This is a genomic window from Pseudomonas sp. RC2C2, assembly GCF_018390435.1.
Lineage (GTDB): Bacteria > Pseudomonadota > Gammaproteobacteria > Pseudomonadales > Pseudomonadaceae > Aquipseudomonas > Aquipseudomonas donghuensis.
Genome location: NZ_JAHBAX010000001.1, coordinates 3,702,630 through 3,721,783 on the forward strand (window position 1 = coordinate 3,702,630; position 19,154 = coordinate 3,721,783).

Sequence of the window (19,154 nt, forward strand, 5' to 3'; positions counted from 1 at the left end):
CAGTCGACTAATTGTTGGCGTCTTTTTCACAAAAAATTGATGACTCGCTACTTACAGTTCGGGCAGTTTCCAGGCCGTGCCGCAAGGGCACTGTTCCCGACGTTTAACTAAGCGAATTATCATGTTCAAGGTCAAACCCCTGCGGGCCGAATGGGTCACGTTGATTGCCAGCCTGTACCTGTTGATCGGCTTCAACTCATTATTGTGGCAACACCTGGCGTCGGTGCTTTCCAGCGATGGCCATGGCCTGCTGCTGCGCGTGGCGTTTGGCGTGATGATCCTCTGTGCGTTCAACCTGGTGTTGACCCTGCTGGCCTTCAGGCCCGTGCTCAAACCGCTGTTGATCAGCCTGTTCATGGTCAGCGCCGGGGTGGCTTACTTCATGAGCCAGTACGGCGTGATGGTTGATGTGGGCATGCTCCGTAATGCCATGGAGACCAATGCCACGGAAGTACGTGACCTGCTCTCGATGAAACTTTTTTTATATATCGTAGTGTTAGGTGTATTGCCTTCTTTATTGTTGTATAGCACCCCGGTGCTGTACCGTAACTGGGTGCGTGAGTTAGTCGGCAAGTTGCTCGTCAGCGTTGCCTGCATTGTCGTGTTGGCGGCGGTGGCGTTGGTGAACTATCAAGGCTTGGCTTCGCTGTTTCGCAACCACCATGAAATCCGCCTGTTGCTGGTGCCGAGCAATGTCGTCGGCGCCTCCCTGGGGTATGTGGGCGAGCGGGTCGGCAGCGCCGCCAAGCCGTTTCGCAAGATCGGCGAGGACGCGAAACTGGACGTGGCCTGGCAACAACGCACGCGCAAGTCGCTGACCGTGCTGGTGGTCGGCGAGAGTGCCCGGGCACAGAACTTCGGGGTGCTGGGCTACGGGCGCGATACCACCCCACAGCTGAGCAAGGAAAAGGGCCTGATCGCCTTCACCGACGTGCACTCCTGTGGCACCGAAACCGCCGTGTCGGTGCCGTGCATGTTCTCTGGCTTCACCCGCAAGGATTACGACGCCAGCACCGCCAAAAACCAGGAAGGCCTGCTCGATGTGCTGCAGCGGGCCGGGCTGGCGGTGCGCTGGCGCGACAACCAGTCCGGCTGCAAGGGCACTTGCGACCGGGTGGTGTTCGAGAATGTCAGCAACGTCAAGGACCCGGCACTGTGCGCCGATGACGAGTGCCGCGACGACATCCTCCTCAAGGGCCTGGACAGCTTCATCGACAACCTGCAACAGGACACCGTGCTGGTGCTGCACCAGATGGGCAGCCACGGCCCGGACTACTACAAGCGTTACCCGAAAGAATACGAGCGCTTCACCCCGGTATGCCGCAGCAATGCCCTGAACCAGTGCAGCCAGGACAGCATCGTCAATGCCTACGACAACACCCTGGTGTACACCGACCATGTCCTGGCGTCGCTGATCGACATCCTGCGCAGCAAGCAGGACAAGGTCGACACCGCCATGCTGTACCTGTCCGACCATGGCGAATCCCTTGGGGATTACAACCTGTTCCTGCACGGCACGCCCTACATGCTGGCACCGGAGCAGCAGAAGCACGTGCCGCTGCTGGCGTGGTTTTCCGACAGCTACAAGGCCAGCTTCGGCGTCGATAGCGACTGCCTGCAAAAGGCCCGCAATGCGCCGTTGAGCCAGGACAACCTGTTCCACTCCATGCTCGGCCTGCTGCAGGTGCACACCGCCCTGTACAAGCCGCAGCTGGACCTGTTCGCCAGCTGTCGGCCAATGCTGGCCAGACACTGATCACAGGCGCGGTAACGGCGGCAGGGATAGCGGTCGAGTGGTTTCCCGACGATGGCCTGCGCCGTATATACTGCGCGCCATTGTTTGTGGGAGAGCCTTGTGGCCATCGATATTCACTGGATTTGTGACGACCGCAGCCTGGCAGAGCATTGCCAGCAGTGGCGCACGCTGCCCTTCGTGGCACTCGACACCGAGTTCATGCGGGTCGATACCTTCTATCCGAAAGCCGGTTTGATCCAGGTCGGTGACGGGGCGCGGGCCTACCTGATCGACCCGCTGCGGATCGGCGACTGGCAGCCGCTGGCCGGACTGCTTGAAGATCCGCAGGTGATCAAGGTCCTGCATGCCTGCAGCGAAGACCTCGAAGTGCTGTCGCGCCTGACCGGCAGCCTGCCGGCGCCATTGTTCGACACCCAGCTGGCCGCCGGTTACCTCAACCTGGGTTTCTCCATGGGCTATTCGCGCCTGGTTCAGGAGGTGCTCGGCATCGACCTGCCCAAGGGCGAAACCCGTTCCGACTGGCTGCAACGCCCGTTGTCGGAAACCCAGGTCAGCTACGCTGCCGAAGACGCCGTGCACCTGGCCGAACTGTACGAGCGCCTGCGCCCGCAGCTGTCCGCCGACAAACACGCCTGGGTCCTCGAGGACGGTGCCGAGCTGGTTGCCCAGTTGCGCCGCGAAACCGACCCGTACGAGCTGTACCGCGAGGCCAAGCTGGCCTGGAAGCTGTCGCGCGCGCAACTGGCGGTACTGCGCGAGCTGTGCGCCTGGCGCGAACGCGAAGCCCGTGCCCGCGACCTGCCGCGTAACCGCATCGTCCGCGAAAACGCCTTGTGGCCCATGGCCCGCACCCAGCCGGATTCGCTGTCGGCGCTGGCCAAGATCGAAGACATGCACCCGCGCACCATCCGTCAGGATGGCGAGTTCCTGCTCGGCCTGATCAAGCAGGCTGCCAGCCTGCCGCCGGAGCAATGGCCGCCAGCGGTGCCCGAGCCGCTGCCGATCGAAGCCTCGGTGCTGCTCAAGCAACTGCGCGCCATCGGCCAGGCCGAGGCCGAACGCCTGAGCATCGCCCCCGAGCTGATGCTGCGCAAGAAACCCCTGGAACTGCTGCTCAAGAGCGGTTACCCCAACGGACCCTATCAACTCCCCGAGTCGCTGCGCGGCTGGCGCCGTGAGCGCATGGGGCAGGCGCTGCTCGATTGCCTGGCGGGCGCCGGAGACCCTTCATGAAACGTATCTGCTCGATCTACAAGAGCCCCCGCAAGAACGAAATGTATCTGTACGTGCTCAAGGCTGACGGCCTGGAGCGTGTGCCCGAAGGCCTGCTGCCGTTCTTCGGTACCCCAGTGCATGCCTTCGACCTGGTGCTGAGCCCGGAGCGCAAGCTGGCCCGCGAAGATATCGCCAAGGTTCTGGAAAACCTCGAGCAGCAGGGTTACCACCTGCAGATGCCGCCCGCCGAGGACGAGTACATCGAGCACCTGCCCGAAGAGCTGCTGCGCCGCAACGATCCGGTCTGACCTCCCTATCTGATACGCCGCCAGCCCCTGGCGGCTTTCGCCGTTACCCAAGGTTGTTATGAACATGCGTGTTTTGATCGCTGAACAGGATCATGCCCTCTACGCTCGCCTGTTGCGCGAAGCGGCACCGGACCTGGAGGTCCTGAACAGTGGCGACTCGGCGGAACTTGCGCGGCTGGCCGCTGACAGCCCGGTATGGCTGGGCCAGCCGGACCTCTTGGCGACCTTGTTGCGCCAGGGCCATCAGCCCCAGTGGTTGCAATCGACCTGGGCCGGGATCACGCCGTTGCTGGCTGACGGCCTGCAGCGCAATTATCGCCTGACCCGGGCGGTGGGGATCTTTGGCCAGGTCATGGCCGAGTACGTGCTTACCTACATGCTTGGCCACGAGCGCGAGGTGCTGGCACGGCTGGTCAGCCAGGTCGAGCGCAAGTGGGATGACCGCCCCGGGCGCAGCCTGGAAGGGCGCCGGGCGCTGATCGTCGGCACCGGCGATATCGGTCAGCGGGTGGCGGAGTTCCTGCTGCCGTTTGGCGTACAGTTGTACGGCATTGCCAGCCAAGCGCGCGAGCAGGCGCCGTTTATCGAAGTGGCAGGCCTTGAGGACCTTGGCCGTCTGGTCGGGCAGGTCGATTATGTCATCAACCTGCTGCCCGACACCCCGGCGACCCATGACCTGTATGACGCCGCGCTGTTCCAGCGCTTCAACCCCGAGGCCTTGTTCATCAATGCCGGGCGCGGCGTCGCGGTGGTCGATGCCGACCTGGTCGAAGCCTTGAAGAAGGGCCATCTGGCCGGCGCGGTGATCGATGTCTGCCGCCAGGAACCGTTGCCCCAGCGCCATCCGTTCTGGACCGCCTGGGGCTTGCTGTTGACCGGGCACAGCTCGGCACCGACCTCGCCGGCGGCGATGGTGCGCGTGTTTGTCGAGAATCTGCGGGCGTATCAGGCGGGTGAAGCGTTACGCGGGGAAGTGGACTTTCAGCGCGGCTATTAAAAGCGTCGCCGGCTCCCACAGGTTTTGTAGGCACCGCTGACCCTGTGGGAGCTGGCCTTGCCAGCGATGGGCTGCAGAGCAGCCCTGAAAATCAAAGGCTGAAATCACCCTCAGCCGCCAACTCGCTCAATGGCCGCCGCGGGCTTGGCACTTCCCGCGCCTGCAGGCCTTCAGCGAGGGTCGACTTGTCGCCCAGCTTGCCGATCGCCACCGCCGCGTGCAGGGCATATCCTTCAGGAATCTTCAGCTCCCTGCGGGTCAGTTCCTGGTCGAAACCGGCCATGCCGTGGGTGTGCCAGCCGCTCAGGCTGGCCTGCAACGCCAGGTGGCCCCAGGCCGAGCCGGTGTCGAAGGTGTGCCACAACGCCGGGGTTTCTTCGCTGGCACCAGGCGCGGTGAAGGTGGTCTTGGACATGATGATCACCAGCGCCGAAGCGTGCTGGGCCCAACTGCGGTTGAATTCGTTGAGCAAGCCGAGGAAGCGTTCCCAGTTCGGCGTGTCGCGGCGGGCGTAGAGAAAGCGCCAGGGCTGCGAGTTGTAGGCCGAAGGGGCCCAGCGTGCGGCTTCAAGGAAGCTCAGCAGGGTGGCCTGGTCGATCGGCTCGCCGGTGAAGGCGCGCGGCGACCAGCGCTGGATGAACTGTTCGTTGATGGCGTGATCGGCAACGCGAGGATTTGCACTCATCTTGAGTTCCTGAGGGTTGGGGTGGTGACCGCTGGTCAAACTACTGTGTCATATGAGCGCTGACAAGCGGTCTGGCAATGGCCGGTGACAGGCCCTAGACTGGCGCCGCCGCGCCGCCGCGCACGAATTGAAACAGGACACCCGCTACATGACTGCCAACGCCGCTCCATTCTGGATGCGTAAAACCCTCGAGCAACTCGACCCGCAGGAGTGGGAGTCGCTGTGTGACGGCTGTGGCTTGTGCTGCCTGCAAAAGCTTGAAGATGAAGACGACAACAGCGTCTATTACACGCGTATCGCCTGCAAACTTCTGGACATGAAGACCTGCCAGTGCAGCAACTACCCGAAGCGGATGCAGATCGTGCCTGACTGCATCCAGCTGACGCCGGGCAAGGCCGATCAGTTCAAATGGCTGCCCACCACTTGCGGCTACCGCCTGGTCAGCGAGGGCAAGGACCTGCCCGACTGGCACCACCTGGTGTGTGGTGACCGTGAGCAGGTGCACAAGCAACGGATTTCACAATCCGGGCGCATGCTCAGCGAAGACAGCGTCGATGAGGACGACTGGGAAGACTATCTGATTTTCCGCGCCGGTTGAGCTGCAGAGGCTTGTCGGGGATCGCGTTTGGGGGAACGAGGAGTTTCTGTATGCGTGTGCGTTGCCATGGGTGGCTGGTGCTGGGCCTGCTGGCCAGTTCGCCGGCCTGGGCGAAAAAAGTCGATCTGGATTACCACGTGCGCTTGCTGCCACAAAGCGAGCAGGCCGAAGTGCGCCTGACCCTGGCAGACGGCGCCAGCGTGCGCAGCCTGGACTTCGACCTGGGCAAGGACGGCGCCTACAGCGACTTCAAGGCCGACGGCCAATGGCAGCTGCAGGGCGGCGATCAGCGCGGCCACTGGCAACCGGCGCCAGGCAAGAGCCAGCTGAGCTATAAGGTGCGCCTGAGCCAGCGGCTCAAGGGCGGCGCCTATGAAACCCGCATGACCCCGGGCTGGGCGCTGTTTCGCGGTGACGACCTGGTGCCGCCGGCGCGCCTGGACCAGCACGACGGCACCGAACTGGTGGCGCGCCTGAGTTTCGAGCTGCCCAAGGGCTGGAAAAGCGTCGAGACGCCGTGGCCGCGCATTGGCAAGCACCGTTTTCGCATCGACAACGTCTCGCGGCTGTTCGACCGCCCGACCGGCTGGATGCTCGCCGGCACCATCGGTACCCGCCGCGCGCGCCTGGGCGAAACCGACGTCAGCGTCGCCGCGCCGCAAGGCCAGGCCATGCGCCGCCTGGACAACCTGACCTTGCTGACCTTTGTCTGGCCGCAGCTGCAGGCGGTGTTCCCGCGCAATCCGCCCAAGCTGTTACTGGTCGGCGCCCGGGATGAGCTGTGGCGTGGCGCCCGCGCCGGGCATCACTCCATTTACCTGCACAGCAGCCGCCCGCTGGTTGGCGAGAACGGCTCAAGCCCGGTGCTGCGCGAACTGGTGCATGTGTTTGCGCAGATCAACGACCGCGAGGACAGCGACTGGATTGGCGAGAGCCTGGCCGAGTATTACGCCAGCGAACTGCTGCGCCGTGCCGGTGGCATGACCGAGGAGCGCTATCAGGCCCAGCAGGCGAGCCTTGAGCGCAGTGGCAAGAAGGTCAGCAGTTTGCGCGGCGAGCAGGTCGACAGCGCGGTGATCGCCCGTGGCGTGCTGCTGTTGCGGGCGCTGGACCAGGAAATCCGCCTGCACACCCACAACCAGCGTTCACTGGATGATGTCACCCGGGCGATGATGCGCCTGAACAGCGTTAGCACCGCGGAGTTCATCCAGCTCAGCGAAAGCGTGCTGGGCAAATCCTCCGAGGTGCTGCAGAGCCCGCTGTTGCGTTAAGGCCTGGGGTCTTTCAGGGCGTCGTTGCCGGTCACCGTGGTGCCACGGGGGGCGGCTGCGGCGTTGGCCTTGAGTGCTTGCAACTCGGCACCGCTGCGTTCGACCTTGGCGCGGAGGTTGTCCAGATCGCTGCGGCCGCGCTCGATCAGGCTTTTCACCGAGCTGTGGCCGGTAATGCCACGGGCCAGGGCAACCCCGCCGACCGCCACCTGAATCATCCCCAGCAAGCCACCACGGCGCAGGCCCTTGCCGACCATGATTACCCCGGTGGCGACGGAACCTGCGCGTTCCCAGCCGTGGACGTTATGTTCACTGGCCATCTGCGCTGAGTTGGCCGGGATAAGCGTCTGTTTCTCGGACATGGTCATTCTCCAGTAGGGGCGATGGTCTACAGCAGACCGCCGGGCAGGCCGGGCTGTTCAGTCGAGTTACTTGAACTTCGGCCCGGAGCGGGTGTTCAGGCCTTTGGCCAGGCGGTCATAGAGCACCACGTTGACGGTGGCGGCCAGGTTCATGCAACCGTTGGTCGGGATGTAGATGGTCTCTTCGCACCAGGCACGCACGCTCGGGTCGAGGGAGCCGTCTTCAGGGCCGAAGATATAGATCGCGCGGTCCGGGTGGGTGTACTCGGGCAGCGGCCGGGCGCCGTCGACCAGCTCCACCGCCACCGGCGTGCAGCCCAGGGGGATGATCTTCTGCAGGTCGTCGATGCCGATCAGCGGGATGTCGTAGTGCACACGCTTGGTGTCGGTGACGAAGTCGCGGGCGCGCTCATAGCGCTTGCCGGTGTAGAACACCGAGTTGACGCCGTAGCAACCCGCAGCGCGCATCACCGAACCTACGTTCTCTGCTGACTTGGGGTTGAACAGACCAATGCAGCTGTACCGTTTGTTCGCCACGTGCCGGGGCCCTTCGCAAAAAAGACGCGATTATACGGGCTTGCCGGCACCTGTGGGGGCGCGCTTGGGCAGTCAGTCCTTTTTCAGCATGCCGGCCAGGCCCGCGAACGGGTTGTGGGTGGCCTTGGCGATGGTCGGGCTGCTGGTCGAGCCTTCGCTGAAGTACTGCTGGTCGGTGTAGCGGGCGTGTTCGTTGTCGTGACAGTACAGGCACAGCAGCTCCCAGTTGGAGCCGTCCTGGGGGTTGTTGTCGTGGTTGTGGTCACGGTGGTGCACGGTCAGCTCGCTCAGGCGCTTGCCGGCGAACTCGCGGGCGCAGCGGCCACACACGTGCGGGTACATGCGCAGGGCCTTGTCACGGTAGCCCATTTCCTTGTCGCGCTTGGCGTCGGCGAGGATGCGGTCTAGCCGTGCGGTGGCGGCGGCAGAGGATGACGAACTCATGGGATTACCTTTTCTCGGGCTTGTTACGGTTATGCCTTGAAGTTTAGCCCGATGGCGGGCAATTCGGACAGGCAAACCGTGCGCGGTGGGAGTAGCCTGTAGCCAGGACCCTCAAGGAGCCTGTGCATGCGTTACGCGATCATTGCGGTATTGATCTGTGCCAGCCTGCAACCTGCCATGGCCGCTGATTTGCAGCCACGGCTGATCACCCCGGTGCCGGGTGCGCCGGGCACGGCGACGCCAACGCCGTATCCGCAGGTGACGCCGAGTACGCCGCCGCGCGCCGGTGATGCGCAACCGGGCGCGCCATTGCTGCCGCCGATGCCGGTGCCTAACCCGCCCAAGGATCAGCCATTGCCTGGTTTGAACCCGGACAACAGCAAGGCCAAGGGCGACTAGACCTGTTGGGCCAGGCGCTGACCGTCCTGCATGCGCAAGCGCCGGGACAGGGCCACAGCCAGGGCGCGGATGATCTTGGCGGCGATCTTCGGGGCGTCGTTGAGCATCTTTTCCAGCGAGTCCTTGCCCAGGTTGAGCAACTGGCAGTCGCTGGCGGCAATGCAGCTGGCCGAGCGCCGTTCACCGTCGAGCACGGCCATTTCGCCGAAGGCGCGGCCCTTGCGCAGGGTGGCGATTTCCACCTGGCGCTGCTCGGCGTCGGTCTTGCGCACTGAAACTACGCCGTGATGGATGATGCACATGAAGGTGCCGGCATCGCCTTCGCGAAAAATCTGGGTGCCTTGGCTCATGTTGCTGATGCTGAAGTAGCCGGCGGCGGCCTGGAAGTCGCCGGGCAGCAACTGGTCGAACAGGCCGCAGTCCATGAGCATGTCGCGGATTTCGTTGTTGAGGTGGGTGGGTTCAGGCATTTGCGTCGTTCTTTTAGTTTTGTGGTGTCTGTTCTGGGGCTGCTGCGCAGCCCATCGCTGGCAAGGCCAGCTCCCACAGGATTTGTGGCAGCCGGCCTGGCCGGCGATTCGCTTGATCAGACAACAAATTTTCCGATTTACACCACGCCCAGCACGTTAAATACGAACGCGTACTCCAGCGCCACGTCGCGCAGCCCCTGGTAGCGCCCGCTCATGCCGCCGTGGCCGGCCCCCATTTCGGTCTTGAGCAGCAACAGATTGTCGTCGGTCTTGGTCACCCGCAGCCGCGCTACCCACTTGGCCGCTTCCCAATACTGCACGCGGCTGTCGTTGTAACCGGCAACCACCAGCAGGGCAGGGTAGGCCTGGGCACGGACGTTCTCATAGGGGGCGTAGGCCTTGATCCGCTCATACACCTCGGGCTCTTCGGGGTTGCCCCACTCGTCGTATTCGGTGACGGTCAGCGGCAGCTCGGGGTCGAGCATGGTGTTGAGCACATCGACGAACGGCACTTCGGCAATTGCGGCCTTGAACAGCTCCGGGCGCTGGTTGAGCACCGCGCCGATCAGCAGGCCACCGGCGCTGCCGCCGCTGATCGCCAACTGCTCGGCGCCGGTCACGCCCTGGGCGATCAGGTGTTCGGCACAGGCGATGAAGTCGCCGAAGGTGTTGTGCTTGTGCGCCTGCTTGCCGGCGTGGTACCAGGCTTCACCCAGTTCACCGCCGCCGCGCACGTGGGCAATGGCAAAGGCCACGCCGCGCTCGAGCAGGCTCAGGCGGGCGTGGGAGAACCACGGATCGAGGCTTTCGCCGTAGGCGCCGTAACCGTACAGGTACAGCGGCACCGGCTTGCCAACGTCGGCACGGCGCTGCACCAGGCTGATCGGTACCTGGGTGCCATCGGCGGCGGTTGCCCACAGGCGCTGGCTGACATAGGCGTCCGGGTCGAACGGGCCGAGCACCGGGGTTTCCTTGAGCACTTGCTGGGCGCCGTTGGCCAGCTCCAGCTGGCGCACCTGGGCCGGGCGGTTGAGCGACTGGTAACGCAGGCGGATGCGCGTGCTGACGAACTCCAGGCTGTCCTGTACGTACAGGCTGTAGGCGGCGTCCGGCAGCTCCACGCGGTAGGCCGGCAAGCCCTGCGGGTGCACCTCGATGATCGGCAGGCCGCCTTCGCGCAGGCTCAGGCTCAGGGCGCTGGCGTTGAGGGTCATGCCCTCGAGCATCACCGTGTCGCGATGGGCCACCAACAGTTGCCATTGCTCGCGGGTGGGCACTACGTCGGCAACAGCCTGGTACAGGGCGAAGTTGATGCCGTCCTGGTTGGTGCGGATAAACCAGCGCCACTGGCCTTCGAGCTGGCCGTGGTCAGGGTAGTACTCATGGCCCTCGACCCGGGGCGCCAGGCAGGTAAAGGCCTGCTCGGGGTGTTCGGCATCGAGCACCCAGGCTTCGCTGGTGGTCTTGCTGTTGAGCAGCAGGATCAGCTGGCGCTCGGAGCTGGCGCGGTAGCAGTGCAAGAAGAAACGACCATCGGTTTCTTCATAGACTGCTTCGACACTGGCGCTGCCCAGGCGATGGCGCAGCAACTTGTGCGGGCGGTGGGTGTCGTCCAGTTCGGCGAAGAACAACGTCTGGTTGTCGTTGGCCCAGGTCATGCTGCCGTCGCAGTCCTCGAACGGCAGTTGCTCGATGGCGCCGCTGGCCAGGTCCTTGACGTACAGGGTGTAGATCTCGTCGCCCGTGGTGTCCAGGCTGTAGGCCAGGCGCTGGTGGTCGGGGCTGATGCTGAAGGCGCCCATGGACAGGAAGCCGCCCTTGGCCAACGCATTGGGGTCGAGCAGCAGCTCCTCGCGCGCTTCATCGACGGTATTGGCATCATCGGCCGGGCGCGGGCAGCGGTAATGGCGGGCGTACTCGTCACCGGCGGTGGTGCGGGTGTAGTACAGGTACGGGCCCCAGGGCGAAGGCAGCGACAAGTCGGTTTCAAGGATGCGCGCCTTGATCTCTTCGAACAGCTGTTCGCGCAGCGGCGCCTGATCGGCCAGTTGCGCTTGCTGATAGGCGTTCTCGGCGTTCAGGTAAGCCAGCACCTCGGGGGTGTCGCGTTGCTGCAGCCAGGCATAGGGATCGGCACCTTCGGCCTTGCGGGCAATCGGGGCACGGGGAGCGGTGGCGTCTGCGGACATGCGGGGTTCTCTTGGCTGGGGGGCGCCTGCGCGCGGAAAAGTGTTTATCATAAGCGTCTATTTGCCTAGCTTGCCACGGACACCATGACCGAGAACGACTATCTGCTCGCCTGGGGCCTCTATGCCCTTGCCGCCTTGGGATGCCTGCTGGTGGGCTTTCGCCTGACTGGCTGGATGTGGCGCTGGCTGCGTGAACCGCTGCGGGTACTGATGGCGGTACTGCTGCTGACCCCGACCATCGTCGACCCGGTCAAGGAAAAATTCGCCCCGGCCATCGCCATTGCCGCCCTCGATACCCTGTTCAAGGTCGGCAACAACGCCCTGCGCGCCGCAGCCGACCTGGCCATGTACGGCATGATCGCGTTCGCCTTGTATGCACTGTTCGTGTTCATCCGCTGGCCGCTGGAGCGGCGCGCCAAGGCCCGCCGTGAGCAGGCCGAAGCGGCCGCCCAGCGTGAAGCCCAGGAGCCTGTGAGCGATGAGCCGTTCGCCGCCGACCGCAGCGACCGCTACCGTAACCCGCCACCTGCAGCGCCGCTGGGCGGCAGCGGCACGCGGGTCGAGCCGCGTCTGTAGGATTTGCCCGGAGCAGCCAAGCATGTGTGAACTACTGGGCATGAGCGCCAATGTGCCGACCGACATCGTTTTCAGCTTCACCGGGCTGATGCAGCGTGGCGGGCGCACCGGCCCGCACCGTGACGGCTGGGGCATCGCCTTCTACGAAGGCCGTGGCCTGCGCCTGTTCCAGGACCCGGCGGCGAGCTGCGAGTCGGAAGTCGCCAACCTGGTGCAACGCTACCCGATCAAGAGCGAGGTGGTGATCGGCCACATTCGCCAGGCCAATGTCGGCAAGGTCAGCCTGTCCAACACCCATCCGTTCGTACGCGAGCTGTGGGGCCGCAACTGGTGCTTTGCGCACAACGGCCAGCTCGGTGAGTTCAAGGGCCAGGCGAGCTTCTACCGACCGATCGGCGACACTGACAGCGAAGCGGCGTTCTGCGACCTGCTCAACCGTGTGCGCGAAGCCTTCCCCGAGCCGGTTGAGGTCGAGCAACTGCTGCCGGTACTGGTCGCGGCCTGCGCCGAATACCGTGGCAAGGGCGTGTTCAACTGCCTGTTCAGCGATGGCGACTGGCTGTTCTGCTTCTGCTCGACCAAGCTGGTGCACATAACCCGCCGTGCGCCGTTCGGCCCGGCACGGCTGAAGGACGTCGACATGATCGTCGACTTCCAGGCTGAAACCACCCCTAACGATGTGGTCACGGTGATCGCCACCGAGGCCCTCACCGAGAACGAAACCTGGCACCGCTACGCGCCTGGCCAGTGGGCCTTGTGGCGCCGTGGCGAGTGCATCGCCGAAGGTCAGGCCAGCTAAGGATCAGCCCCATGTTCAGAAGTTACCTGCGCTTGCTGTTGTTTACCTGCGGTTTGCTGGTTGGCCTGCAAGTGCCGGGCTATATCGTCGATTATGGCCAGCGGGTCGAGGCGCACCTGCTCGAATCGCGCGAAGGCCTCAAGGGCTTTGAAGACACCGCCAAACGCTTTTTCAACGGCGACCTGCAGGCGCTGCTGGGCCATTACCGCAGCAGCGACGACCCGGTGTTCACCAGCGATGCCAACAGCATCGAAAGCCTGTTGATCCGCAACCGCCAGTTCGAGCAGGAATGGCAGATTCTGCAAGGCCCGTGGCTGGCGAAAACCTGGCATGTGCTGGTCACCGCCAACCCGCAACTGCGCGAAGAAACCCTCAACGGCTACCGCTACCAGATCCTCCTCAATCCCGAGGCCCTGGCCTGGGGCCTGAGCTGCGCGCTGGTGTTGGCGCTGGTGGTCGAAAGCCTGCTGCTGTTGCTTGGCTGGGTCGCACTTGGCGGGCGGCGCAAGGCGGTGCAGGAGAGCTGGCGCTAAACCAGCACGATGCGCTGCGGCCCGGCATCGCGGGCGTAGCGCTCCAGCACGTTGCGGCACAGTTGCACCACCTCATCGACCAGCTCGACACCGGTCTGCCAGGCCACCACCAGCTCCAGGCTCGGTGGTTGCTGGGCCAGCGGCAACAGGATCAGTTCGCCACGGGCCAGTTCTTCGCTGACCAGCGCTGGCGGCAGGGCGCCGATGCCAAAGCCGTCACGCAGCAAGCGGGTAATCGCCGCCACCGAATTCACGCAGTTCAGCCGTGGCGCGCCGACGCCTTCGGCCTGTAGCAGGCTGAGCACTTCCTGGTGCGGACGCGAGTTCTTCGAGAAGGTGACGATGCGCTCGCGGGCCAGGTCCGCCAGCGAGGCGTAGTCGCGGTTGTAGATCGACTGGCGGGCGACGATCCAGCCCATGGGATAGCGCGCCAGGTCCAGGCTGCGGATCGATTCCTGGCGCAACAGGTCGGTTTGCAGAATCACATCGAGAAAGCCTTTTTGCAGCTGTTCGCGCAAGTTAAGCGCGGTATCGGCGACCAGTTCGATTTCCACCTGCGGGTAGCGCTCCATCAGCTCCGACACCAGCGGGCTCATCCAGGTGTGGATCACCGTGTCCATCACGCCGATGCGAATGCGCCCGACCTTGGCCCGGTCGCTGTCCAGCGATTGCTTGAGGGCCTTGGCGGTGTCGAGCATCTGTTCGGCGTATTCCAGCACCTTGCTGCCTTCCGGGGTCAGGCTCACGCCGCGTGAGTCGCGCAACAGCAACCTGACCCCGAGGTCGGCCTCCAGCGCCGCGATACGGCTGGAGATCGACGCCTGGGTGGTGAAAAGCTTTTCGGCGGTCAGGCGAAAGCTCTTGAGCCGGGCCACCCAGACGAAGGTTTCGAGGAATTTGAGGTTCATGGCGCGCTCACTGATCAAGTTTTTCTTATGCCAGACAGCTGGTTTTTCTCGTTGGACGACAACCTGCGCCCGTCGAAAAATGATCCTCAGGCCGCGACATATGCTGTCGTCGTTAAAACAATACCAACAAGCTGAGGCAACCATGAACCCATCGGGCGTGCAGCAACAGGTCAAACCCAGGTCAGTGGCGGGACCATTCGACTGGTACCGCAACATCAACAAGCAGGAACGCCGGACCTTCTGGAGCTGCAAGATCGGCTACGGCCTGGATGGCATGGACACGCAGATGCTCAGCTTCGTCATCCCCACCCTGATCGCCCTGTGGGGCATCACCACCGCCGAGGCCGGGCTGATTCACACCAGCACCCTGATCGCCTCGGCCCTGGGCGGCTGGATCGCCGGCATCCTCTCCGACCGCATCGGCCGCGTGCGCACCCTGCAACTGACGGTGTTGTGGTTTGCATTTTTTACCTTCCTCTGCGGCTTTGCCCAGAACTACGAACAACTGCTGATCGCCCGTACCCTGATGGGCTTTGGCTTTGGCGGTGAGTGGACGGCCGGCGCAGTGCTGATCGGCGAGGTGATCCGCGCTCAGGACCGTGGCAAGGCGGTCGGCATGGTGCAGTCCGGCTGGGCCATTGGCTGGGGGCTGACGGCGATCCTGTATGCCGTGCTGTTCTCGCTGTTGCCGCCGGAAGACGCCTGGCGTGCGCTGTTCCTGCTGGGCATCGTACCGGCGGTGTTCGTGATTTTTGTCCGGCGCCTGGTCAAGGACCCGGAGATCTACCAGCAGGCCAGGGCCGCCGAGAAAACCGAAGCACCTTCGCATTTTTATGAGATCTTCGCTCCGGGCATGCTCTTCACCACTATTCGCGCTTCGTTGCTGACCACCGGCGCCCTGGGCGGTTACTACGCCATCACCTCGTGGCTGCCGACCTTTCTCAAGAACGAACGGGGCCTGAGCGTGCTGGGTACCGGCGGCTACCTGGCGATGGTGATCTTCGGCTCCTACATCGGCTACGTGATCAGTGCCTACCTGACCGACCTGTTGGGCCGGAAAAAGAACTTCATCCTGTTCGCCGTCGGCTCGTTCATCATTGTCCTGCTTTACACCCAGATGCCGGTCAGTGACGGCGTGATGCTCTGGCTGGGCTTCCCCCTGGGCTTCTTCGCCTCGGGGATCTTCAGCGGCATGGGCGCGTTTCTTACCGAACTGTTCCCCACCCGCATCCGCGGCTCGGGCCAGGGCTTTTGCTACAACATCGGCCGCGCCCTGGCGGCGTTCTTCCCGCTGCTGATCGGTTTGCTCAGCCAGAAGATTCCGCTGGGCCTGGGTATCGGCGGATTTGCCGCAGTGTCCTACGGAGTGGTAATTCTGGCAGCACTGAGCCTGCCGGAAACCCGCGGCAAACAACTTGAAGCCCGTTAAGGCCGAGCCTGAAGGAGTATCACTCGTGAGCCGCCTGTTACTGAATTGCGATATGGGTGAAAGTTTTGGCAGCTGGACCATGGGCCTGGACGCCCAGGTCATGCCCTATGTTGATTGCGCCAACATCGCCTGCGGCTTCCACGCCGGCGACCCCGGGATCATGCGCAAGACCGTGGCCCTGGCCGTGGCCAACCAGGTGCGCATCGGCGCCCACCCGGCCTACCAGGACCTGGTCGGCTTCGGCCGTCGCTCCATGGCCTGCAGTGCCGAAGAGATTCGCGACCTGCTGCATTACCAGATCGGCGCCCTGGACGGCATTTGCCGCACCCAGGGGACGCAGGTTGCCTACGTCAAACCCCACGGCGCGCTGTACAACGACATGATGGCCGACCCGCTCAAGCTGCGTGCCGTGCTGGAAGCTGTGGCCGCCTATGACCGGCAACTGCCGCTGATGCTGATGGCCACCGCCGACAACAGCGCGGCCCAGGCCCTGGGTGATGAGTACGGCGTGACCCTGTGGTTCGAGGCTTTTGCCGACCGCGCCTATGACGCCAGCGGCCACCTGGTGTCGCGGCGCTTGCCGGGGGCGGTGCATCACGATCCGGCGCTGATCGTCGAACAGGCTTTGCGCTTGGCCCGGGGCGAGCCGCTGATTGCCAGCGATGGCAGCGCGCTGCTGCTGCAGGCCGATACCTTGTGCGTGCATGGTGACAACGACAGCTCGATTGCCGCCGTCCGGCAGATCCGTCAGGCCCTCGATGCCCAGGCGGTGCCATGAACTACCGTATTGAAGTGGTAGCCATCGACTGCCTGATGGTGCGCCTGTTCGATCGCATCGACGAAAGCAACATGCCGTGGATGCTCGCCGCCAGCCGGCGCTTGCGCAGCGCGTTTGCCGAATGTCTGGTTGATCTGGTGCCGTCCTATACCACGCTGATGGTGCAGTTCGACTTGCTCCAGATGTCGCCAGCCGAGGCTCAGGCCTGCATCCGCGAAGCGCTCAGCGACCTGCAAGCGGACGCTGGCAGCGGCGGTCGTGAGCATGAGATCCCGGTGTGGTACGACCTGAGCGTCGGCCCGGAACTGAAATTATTGGCCGAGCGTTGCCAGACCTCGCTGGCAGACATCATTCGCCGTCACAGCGAGCGTGAGTACCAGGTCTTCGCCCTTGGCTTTGCCCCCGGCTTCGCCTTCATGGGCCTGGTCGAAGAGGCACTGGCCACGCCGCGCCTGGCCACCCCGCGCAAACGCGTGGCGGCCGGCAGCGTGGGGATTGCCGAGCGGCAGACCGCCGCTTATCCAGCGGTTTCTCCTGGCGGCTGGAACCTGATCGGGCGCACCCCGAGCAAACTCTTTGACCGTCAGCGCGAGGGCTACAGCCTGCTGCAGCCGGGTGACCGGGTGCGCTTCGTGGCGGTTGAGCGTGCGACCTTCCTTAACCTGGGCGGCGACGATACGCCGCTGGAGGCACAGGCATGAGCCGGTTGTCGATCGAGGCCAGCACGCCGCTGTGCCTGTTGCAGGATGCCGGGCGCTTTGGCGTGCGCCACCTGGGCGTGACTCAGGGCGGGGCGCTGGACTGGGTGTCGATGCGCTGGGCCAACTGGCTGCTGGGCAACGCGCCCGAGGCTGCGGTGGTCGAGGTCACCCTCGGTGGTTTCAGCCTGATTGCCGAGCAGGACTGCTGCCTGGCCCTGGCCGGCGCCGACCTCGACGCACGCCTCGATGGCCAGCCGCTCAAGCCCTGGCGCAGTTTCAGCATGAGCAAGGGCCAGCGCCTGCGTTTGAACTCGCCGTTGCACGGGGCCCGCGCATACATCGCCGCGCCGGGCGGGTTCAAGGCGCCGCAGGTGCTGGGCAGTTGTGCCAGCGTGGTGCGTGAAGAGCTCGGCGGGCTGGATGGTTTGGGCTCGCCGCTGGCCAAGGGGCAACCGCTGGAATATGCCGGCGTGGCGAAAGCGCTCAAAGAAGTGCCGGAGGCGTTGTGGCCGGACTTTACCGACAGGGCGCCGCTTGATCTGTTGCTCGGCGCGCAGATCGGCGATTTTAGTGGCACAAGCCTGTTTGAAGCGTTCAACCGTGAATGGACCCTCGACAGCCGTGCCGATCGAATGGGCATTCGCCTGTTGGGGCCGGTGTTGCAGTACCAGGGCCCGGCGATGATCTCTGAAGGTATCCCTTTAGGCGCGGTGCAGGTGCCGCCGGATGGCCAGCCAATCGTGCTGCTCAATGACCGCCAGACCATTGGTGGTTATCCACGGCTGGGAGCGTTGACGCCGCTGGCGCTGGCGCGGCTGGCGCAGATGCTGCCGGGGCGCGTGGTGCGGTTCCGGCCGGTGGTGCAGGAGATGGCGTGGCTTGAGCAGCGGGATTACCTGCAGCGGTTTGTTGCCTCATAGGCCCTCATCGCTGGCAAGCCAGCTCCCACAGGATTTGTATTTCCCGCAGATCCTGTGGGAGCCGGCCTTGCCGGCGATGGGGCGCGTAGCGGCCCGTGTCTACTTGGACAAAAACCGCATCCCTTCTTCCAACCCACGCAAGGTCAGCGGGAACATCCGGTCCTCGACCAGCTCGCGAACGATGTTGGTCGATGCCGTATAGCCCCAGGTGTCCTTTGGGTAGGGGTTGATCCAGATGAGCTTCTTGTACTTCTCCATGAACCGCTGCATCCACACGTAACCGGCTTCCTCGTTCCAGTGCTCGACGCTGCCACCCGGCTGGGTGATTTCGTAGGGCGCCATGGCCGCGTCACCGACGAACACCACCTTGTAGTCGGCGCCGTACTTGTGCAGCAGGTCCAGGGTCGAGGTGCGCTCGGAGGTACGGCGCAGGTTGTTCTTCCACACCGACTCGTAGACGAAGTTGTGGAAGTAGTAATACTCCAGGTGCTTGAACTCGGTCTTGCAGGCCGAGAACAGCTCTTCGCAGATCTTCACGTGGGCGTCCATCGAGCCGCCGATGTCGAACAGCAGCAGCAACTTGACGCTGTTGCGCCGCTCCGGGCGCATCTGGATGTTGAGCAGGCCGGCATCGCGGGCGGTGTGGTCGATGGTGCCGTCGATATCCAGCTCTTCGGCCGCACCCTGGCGGGCGAACTTGCGCAGCCGGCGCAAGGCCAGCTTGATGTTGCGCGTGCCCAGTTCGACCTGGTCGTCGAGGTTCTTGTACTCGCGCTGATCCCAGACCTTGACCGCCTTGCCCTGGCGCTTGCCGGCATCGCCGACGCGGATGCCCTCGGGGTTGAAACCGCCCGAGCCGAACGGGCTGGTGCCGCCAGTGCCGATCCACTTGTTGCCGCCGGCGTGGCGTTCCTTTTGCTCTTCCAGGCGCTTTTTGAACTCTTCGATCAGCTTGTCCAGCCCACCCAGGGACTGGATCTGCGCGCGCTCCTCGTCAGTCAGCGAGCGCTCGAACTCCTTGCGCAGCCAGTCTTCGGGAATCAGCGCTTCCAGGTGCCGGTCGAGGTTCTCCAGGCCTTTGAAGTAGGCCGAAAACGCCCGGTCGAACTTGTCGAAATGGCGCTCGTCCTTGACCAGGATGGCCCGCGACAAGTAGTAGAACTCGTCCATGTCGGCGAAGCTCACGCGCTGCTTGAGGGCATTGAGCAAGTCGAGCAGTTCGCGCACCGAAACCGGCACCTTGGCCGCGCGCATTTCATTGAACAGATTGAGCAGCATG

22 protein-coding genes are annotated in these 19,154 nt (G+C 64.0%); 14 read left to right on the plus strand and 8 right to left on the minus strand.

All coding sequences use genetic code 11. The features are described from left to right. Positions 1-121: 121 nt before the first annotated feature. From KHO53_RS17105 to KHO53_RS17120, 4 genes are all read left to right on the plus strand, one after another. On the plus strand, positions 122-1,756 hold the full coding sequence (locus KHO53_RS17105) for a phosphoethanolamine transferase (protein ID WP_213570545.1): 1,635 nt from the start codon (positions 122-124) through the stop codon (positions 1,754-1,756). A gap of 99 nt (positions 1,757-1,855) precedes the next feature. Further along, the gene (gene rnd / locus KHO53_RS17110) at positions 1,856-2,989 is read left to right on the plus strand and encodes a ribonuclease D (protein WP_010223132.1); all 1,134 of its coding nucleotides are present in this window, start codon (positions 1,856-1,858) and stop codon (positions 2,987-2,989) included. Next, a complete protein-coding gene (locus KHO53_RS17115; protein WP_010223131.1) occupies positions 2,986-3,279 on the plus strand; it encodes a YcgL domain-containing protein in 294 nt (97 codons plus the stop codon). The genes rnd and KHO53_RS17115 overlap by 4 nt, the downstream gene beginning before the upstream one ends. 64 nt (positions 3,280-3,343) lie before the next feature. Then, on the plus strand, positions 3,344-4,276 hold the full coding sequence (locus tag KHO53_RS17120) for a D-2-hydroxyacid dehydrogenase (protein ID WP_010223130.1): 933 nt from the start codon (positions 3,344-3,346) through the stop codon (positions 4,274-4,276). 91 nt (positions 4,277-4,367) lie between these two features. Here KHO53_RS17120 and KHO53_RS17125 read toward each other — a convergent pair whose 3' ends face one another. Next, positions 4,368-4,961, minus strand: a complete 594-nt coding sequence (locus KHO53_RS17125; RefSeq protein ID WP_010223129.1) for a nitroreductase family protein — start codon at positions 4,959-4,961, stop codon at positions 4,368-4,370. 148 nt (positions 4,962-5,109) lie between these two features. On the opposite strand from KHO53_RS17125, the gene KHO53_RS17130 reads away from it, so the two are divergent. After that, entirely contained in the window at positions 5,110-5,559 is a 450-nt protein-coding gene (locus KHO53_RS17130) for a YcgN family cysteine cluster protein (RefSeq protein ID WP_010223128.1), read from the plus strand. A 56-nt stretch (positions 5,560-5,615) separates the two neighbouring features. Continuing rightward, complete coding sequence (locus KHO53_RS17135) at positions 5,616-6,830, plus strand: hypothetical protein (RefSeq protein WP_036994290.1); 1,215 nt, start codon at positions 5,616-5,618, stop codon at positions 6,828-6,830. Here the strand turns inward: KHO53_RS17135 and KHO53_RS17140 are convergent. From KHO53_RS17140 to KHO53_RS17150, 3 genes are all read right to left on the minus strand, one after another. Continuing rightward, positions 6,827-7,192, minus strand: a complete 366-nt coding sequence (locus KHO53_RS17140) for a YgaP family membrane protein (protein WP_010223126.1) — start codon at positions 7,190-7,192, stop codon at positions 6,827-6,829. The two genes, KHO53_RS17135 and KHO53_RS17140, sit on opposite strands and share 4 nt — an antisense overlap. A gap of 66 nt (positions 7,193-7,258) precedes the next feature. After that, entirely contained in the window at positions 7,259-7,729 is a 471-nt protein-coding gene (locus tag KHO53_RS17145) for an RNA methyltransferase (protein WP_010223125.1), read from the minus strand. A gap of 72 nt (positions 7,730-7,801) precedes the next feature. Then, entirely contained in the window at positions 7,802-8,173 is a 372-nt protein-coding gene (locus KHO53_RS17150) for a YajD family HNH nuclease (RefSeq protein WP_010223124.1), read from the minus strand. A gap of 126 nt (positions 8,174-8,299) precedes the next feature. Here KHO53_RS17150 and KHO53_RS17155 point away from each other — a divergent pair, with 126 nt between their 5' ends. Next, positions 8,300-8,572, plus strand: a complete 273-nt coding sequence (locus KHO53_RS17155; RefSeq protein WP_010223123.1) for a hypothetical protein — start codon at positions 8,300-8,302, stop codon at positions 8,570-8,572. Here KHO53_RS17155 and KHO53_RS17160 read toward each other — a convergent pair. Further along, positions 8,569-9,042 (minus strand): cyclic nucleotide-binding domain-containing protein, encoded by a 474-nt coding sequence (locus KHO53_RS17160; RefSeq protein ID WP_100783162.1) that lies wholly within the window; start codon positions 9,040-9,042, stop codon positions 8,569-8,571. The two genes, KHO53_RS17155 and KHO53_RS17160, sit on opposite strands and share 4 nt — an antisense overlap. Before the next feature lie 137 nt (positions 9,043-9,179). Beyond that, the gene (locus tag KHO53_RS17165; protein WP_100783161.1) at positions 9,180-11,231 is read right to left on the minus strand and encodes a S9 family peptidase; all 2,052 of its coding nucleotides are present in this window, start codon (positions 11,229-11,231) and stop codon (positions 9,180-9,182) included. 84 nt (positions 11,232-11,315) lie between these two features. Here KHO53_RS17165 and KHO53_RS17170 point away from each other — a divergent pair, with 84 nt between their 5' ends. Genes KHO53_RS17170 through KHO53_RS17180 form a run of 3 tightly spaced genes read left to right on the plus strand, consistent with a single transcriptional unit; the run spans position 11,316 to position 13,139 of the window. Continuing rightward, positions 11,316-11,807 carry a hypothetical protein gene (locus KHO53_RS17170; protein ID WP_010223120.1) on the plus strand — a complete coding sequence of 164 codons (492 nt, stop codon included), beginning with the start codon at positions 11,316-11,318 and terminating at the stop codon, positions 11,805-11,807. Positions 11,808-11,829: 22 nt separating this feature from the next. Then, positions 11,830-12,606: a class II glutamine amidotransferase gene (locus tag KHO53_RS17175; protein WP_010223119.1), complete on the plus strand. Its 777-nt coding sequence runs from the start codon at positions 11,830-11,832 to the stop codon at positions 12,604-12,606. A gap of 11 nt (positions 12,607-12,617) precedes the next feature. Next, positions 12,618-13,139: a DUF2937 family protein gene (locus tag KHO53_RS17180; protein ID WP_036994182.1), complete on the plus strand. Its 522-nt coding sequence runs from the start codon at positions 12,618-12,620 to the stop codon at positions 13,137-13,139. Here KHO53_RS17180 and KHO53_RS17185 read toward each other — a convergent pair. Beyond that, entirely contained in the window at positions 13,136-14,047 is a 912-nt protein-coding gene (locus tag KHO53_RS17185; RefSeq protein WP_010223117.1) for a LysR family transcriptional regulator, read from the minus strand. The two genes, KHO53_RS17180 and KHO53_RS17185, sit on opposite strands and share 4 nt — an antisense overlap. Positions 14,048-14,189: 142 nt before the next feature. On the opposite strand from KHO53_RS17185, the gene KHO53_RS17190 reads away from it, so the two are divergent. The 4 genes from KHO53_RS17190 to KHO53_RS17205 are packed head-to-tail and all read left to right on the plus strand — an operon-like array spanning position 14,190 to position 17,875. Beyond that, entirely contained in the window at positions 14,190-15,476 is a 1,287-nt protein-coding gene (locus KHO53_RS17190; protein WP_010223116.1) for an MFS transporter, read from the plus strand. 25 nt (positions 15,477-15,501) lie between these two features. After that, positions 15,502-16,254: a 5-oxoprolinase subunit PxpA gene (locus tag KHO53_RS17195; protein WP_010223115.1), complete on the plus strand. Its 753-nt coding sequence runs from the start codon at positions 15,502-15,504 to the stop codon at positions 16,252-16,254. Next, on the plus strand, positions 16,251-16,955 hold the full coding sequence (gene pxpB, locus KHO53_RS17200; protein ID WP_010223114.1) for a 5-oxoprolinase subunit PxpB: 705 nt from the start codon (positions 16,251-16,253) through the stop codon (positions 16,953-16,955). The genes KHO53_RS17195 and pxpB overlap by 4 nt, the downstream gene beginning before the upstream one ends. Further along, entirely contained in the window at positions 16,952-17,875 is a 924-nt protein-coding gene (locus tag KHO53_RS17205; protein WP_100783158.1) for a 5-oxoprolinase subunit C family protein, read from the plus strand. Before pxpB ends, KHO53_RS17205 begins: the two co-directional genes overlap by 4 nt. A 99-nt stretch (positions 17,876-17,974) precedes the next feature. Here the strand turns inward: KHO53_RS17205 and KHO53_RS17210 are convergent, their stop codons facing one another. Further along, complete coding sequence (locus KHO53_RS17210) at positions 17,975-19,153, minus strand: vWA domain-containing protein (protein WP_159388239.1); 1,179 nt, start codon at positions 19,151-19,153, stop codon at positions 17,975-17,977. Position 19,154: the final 1 nt, after the last annotated feature.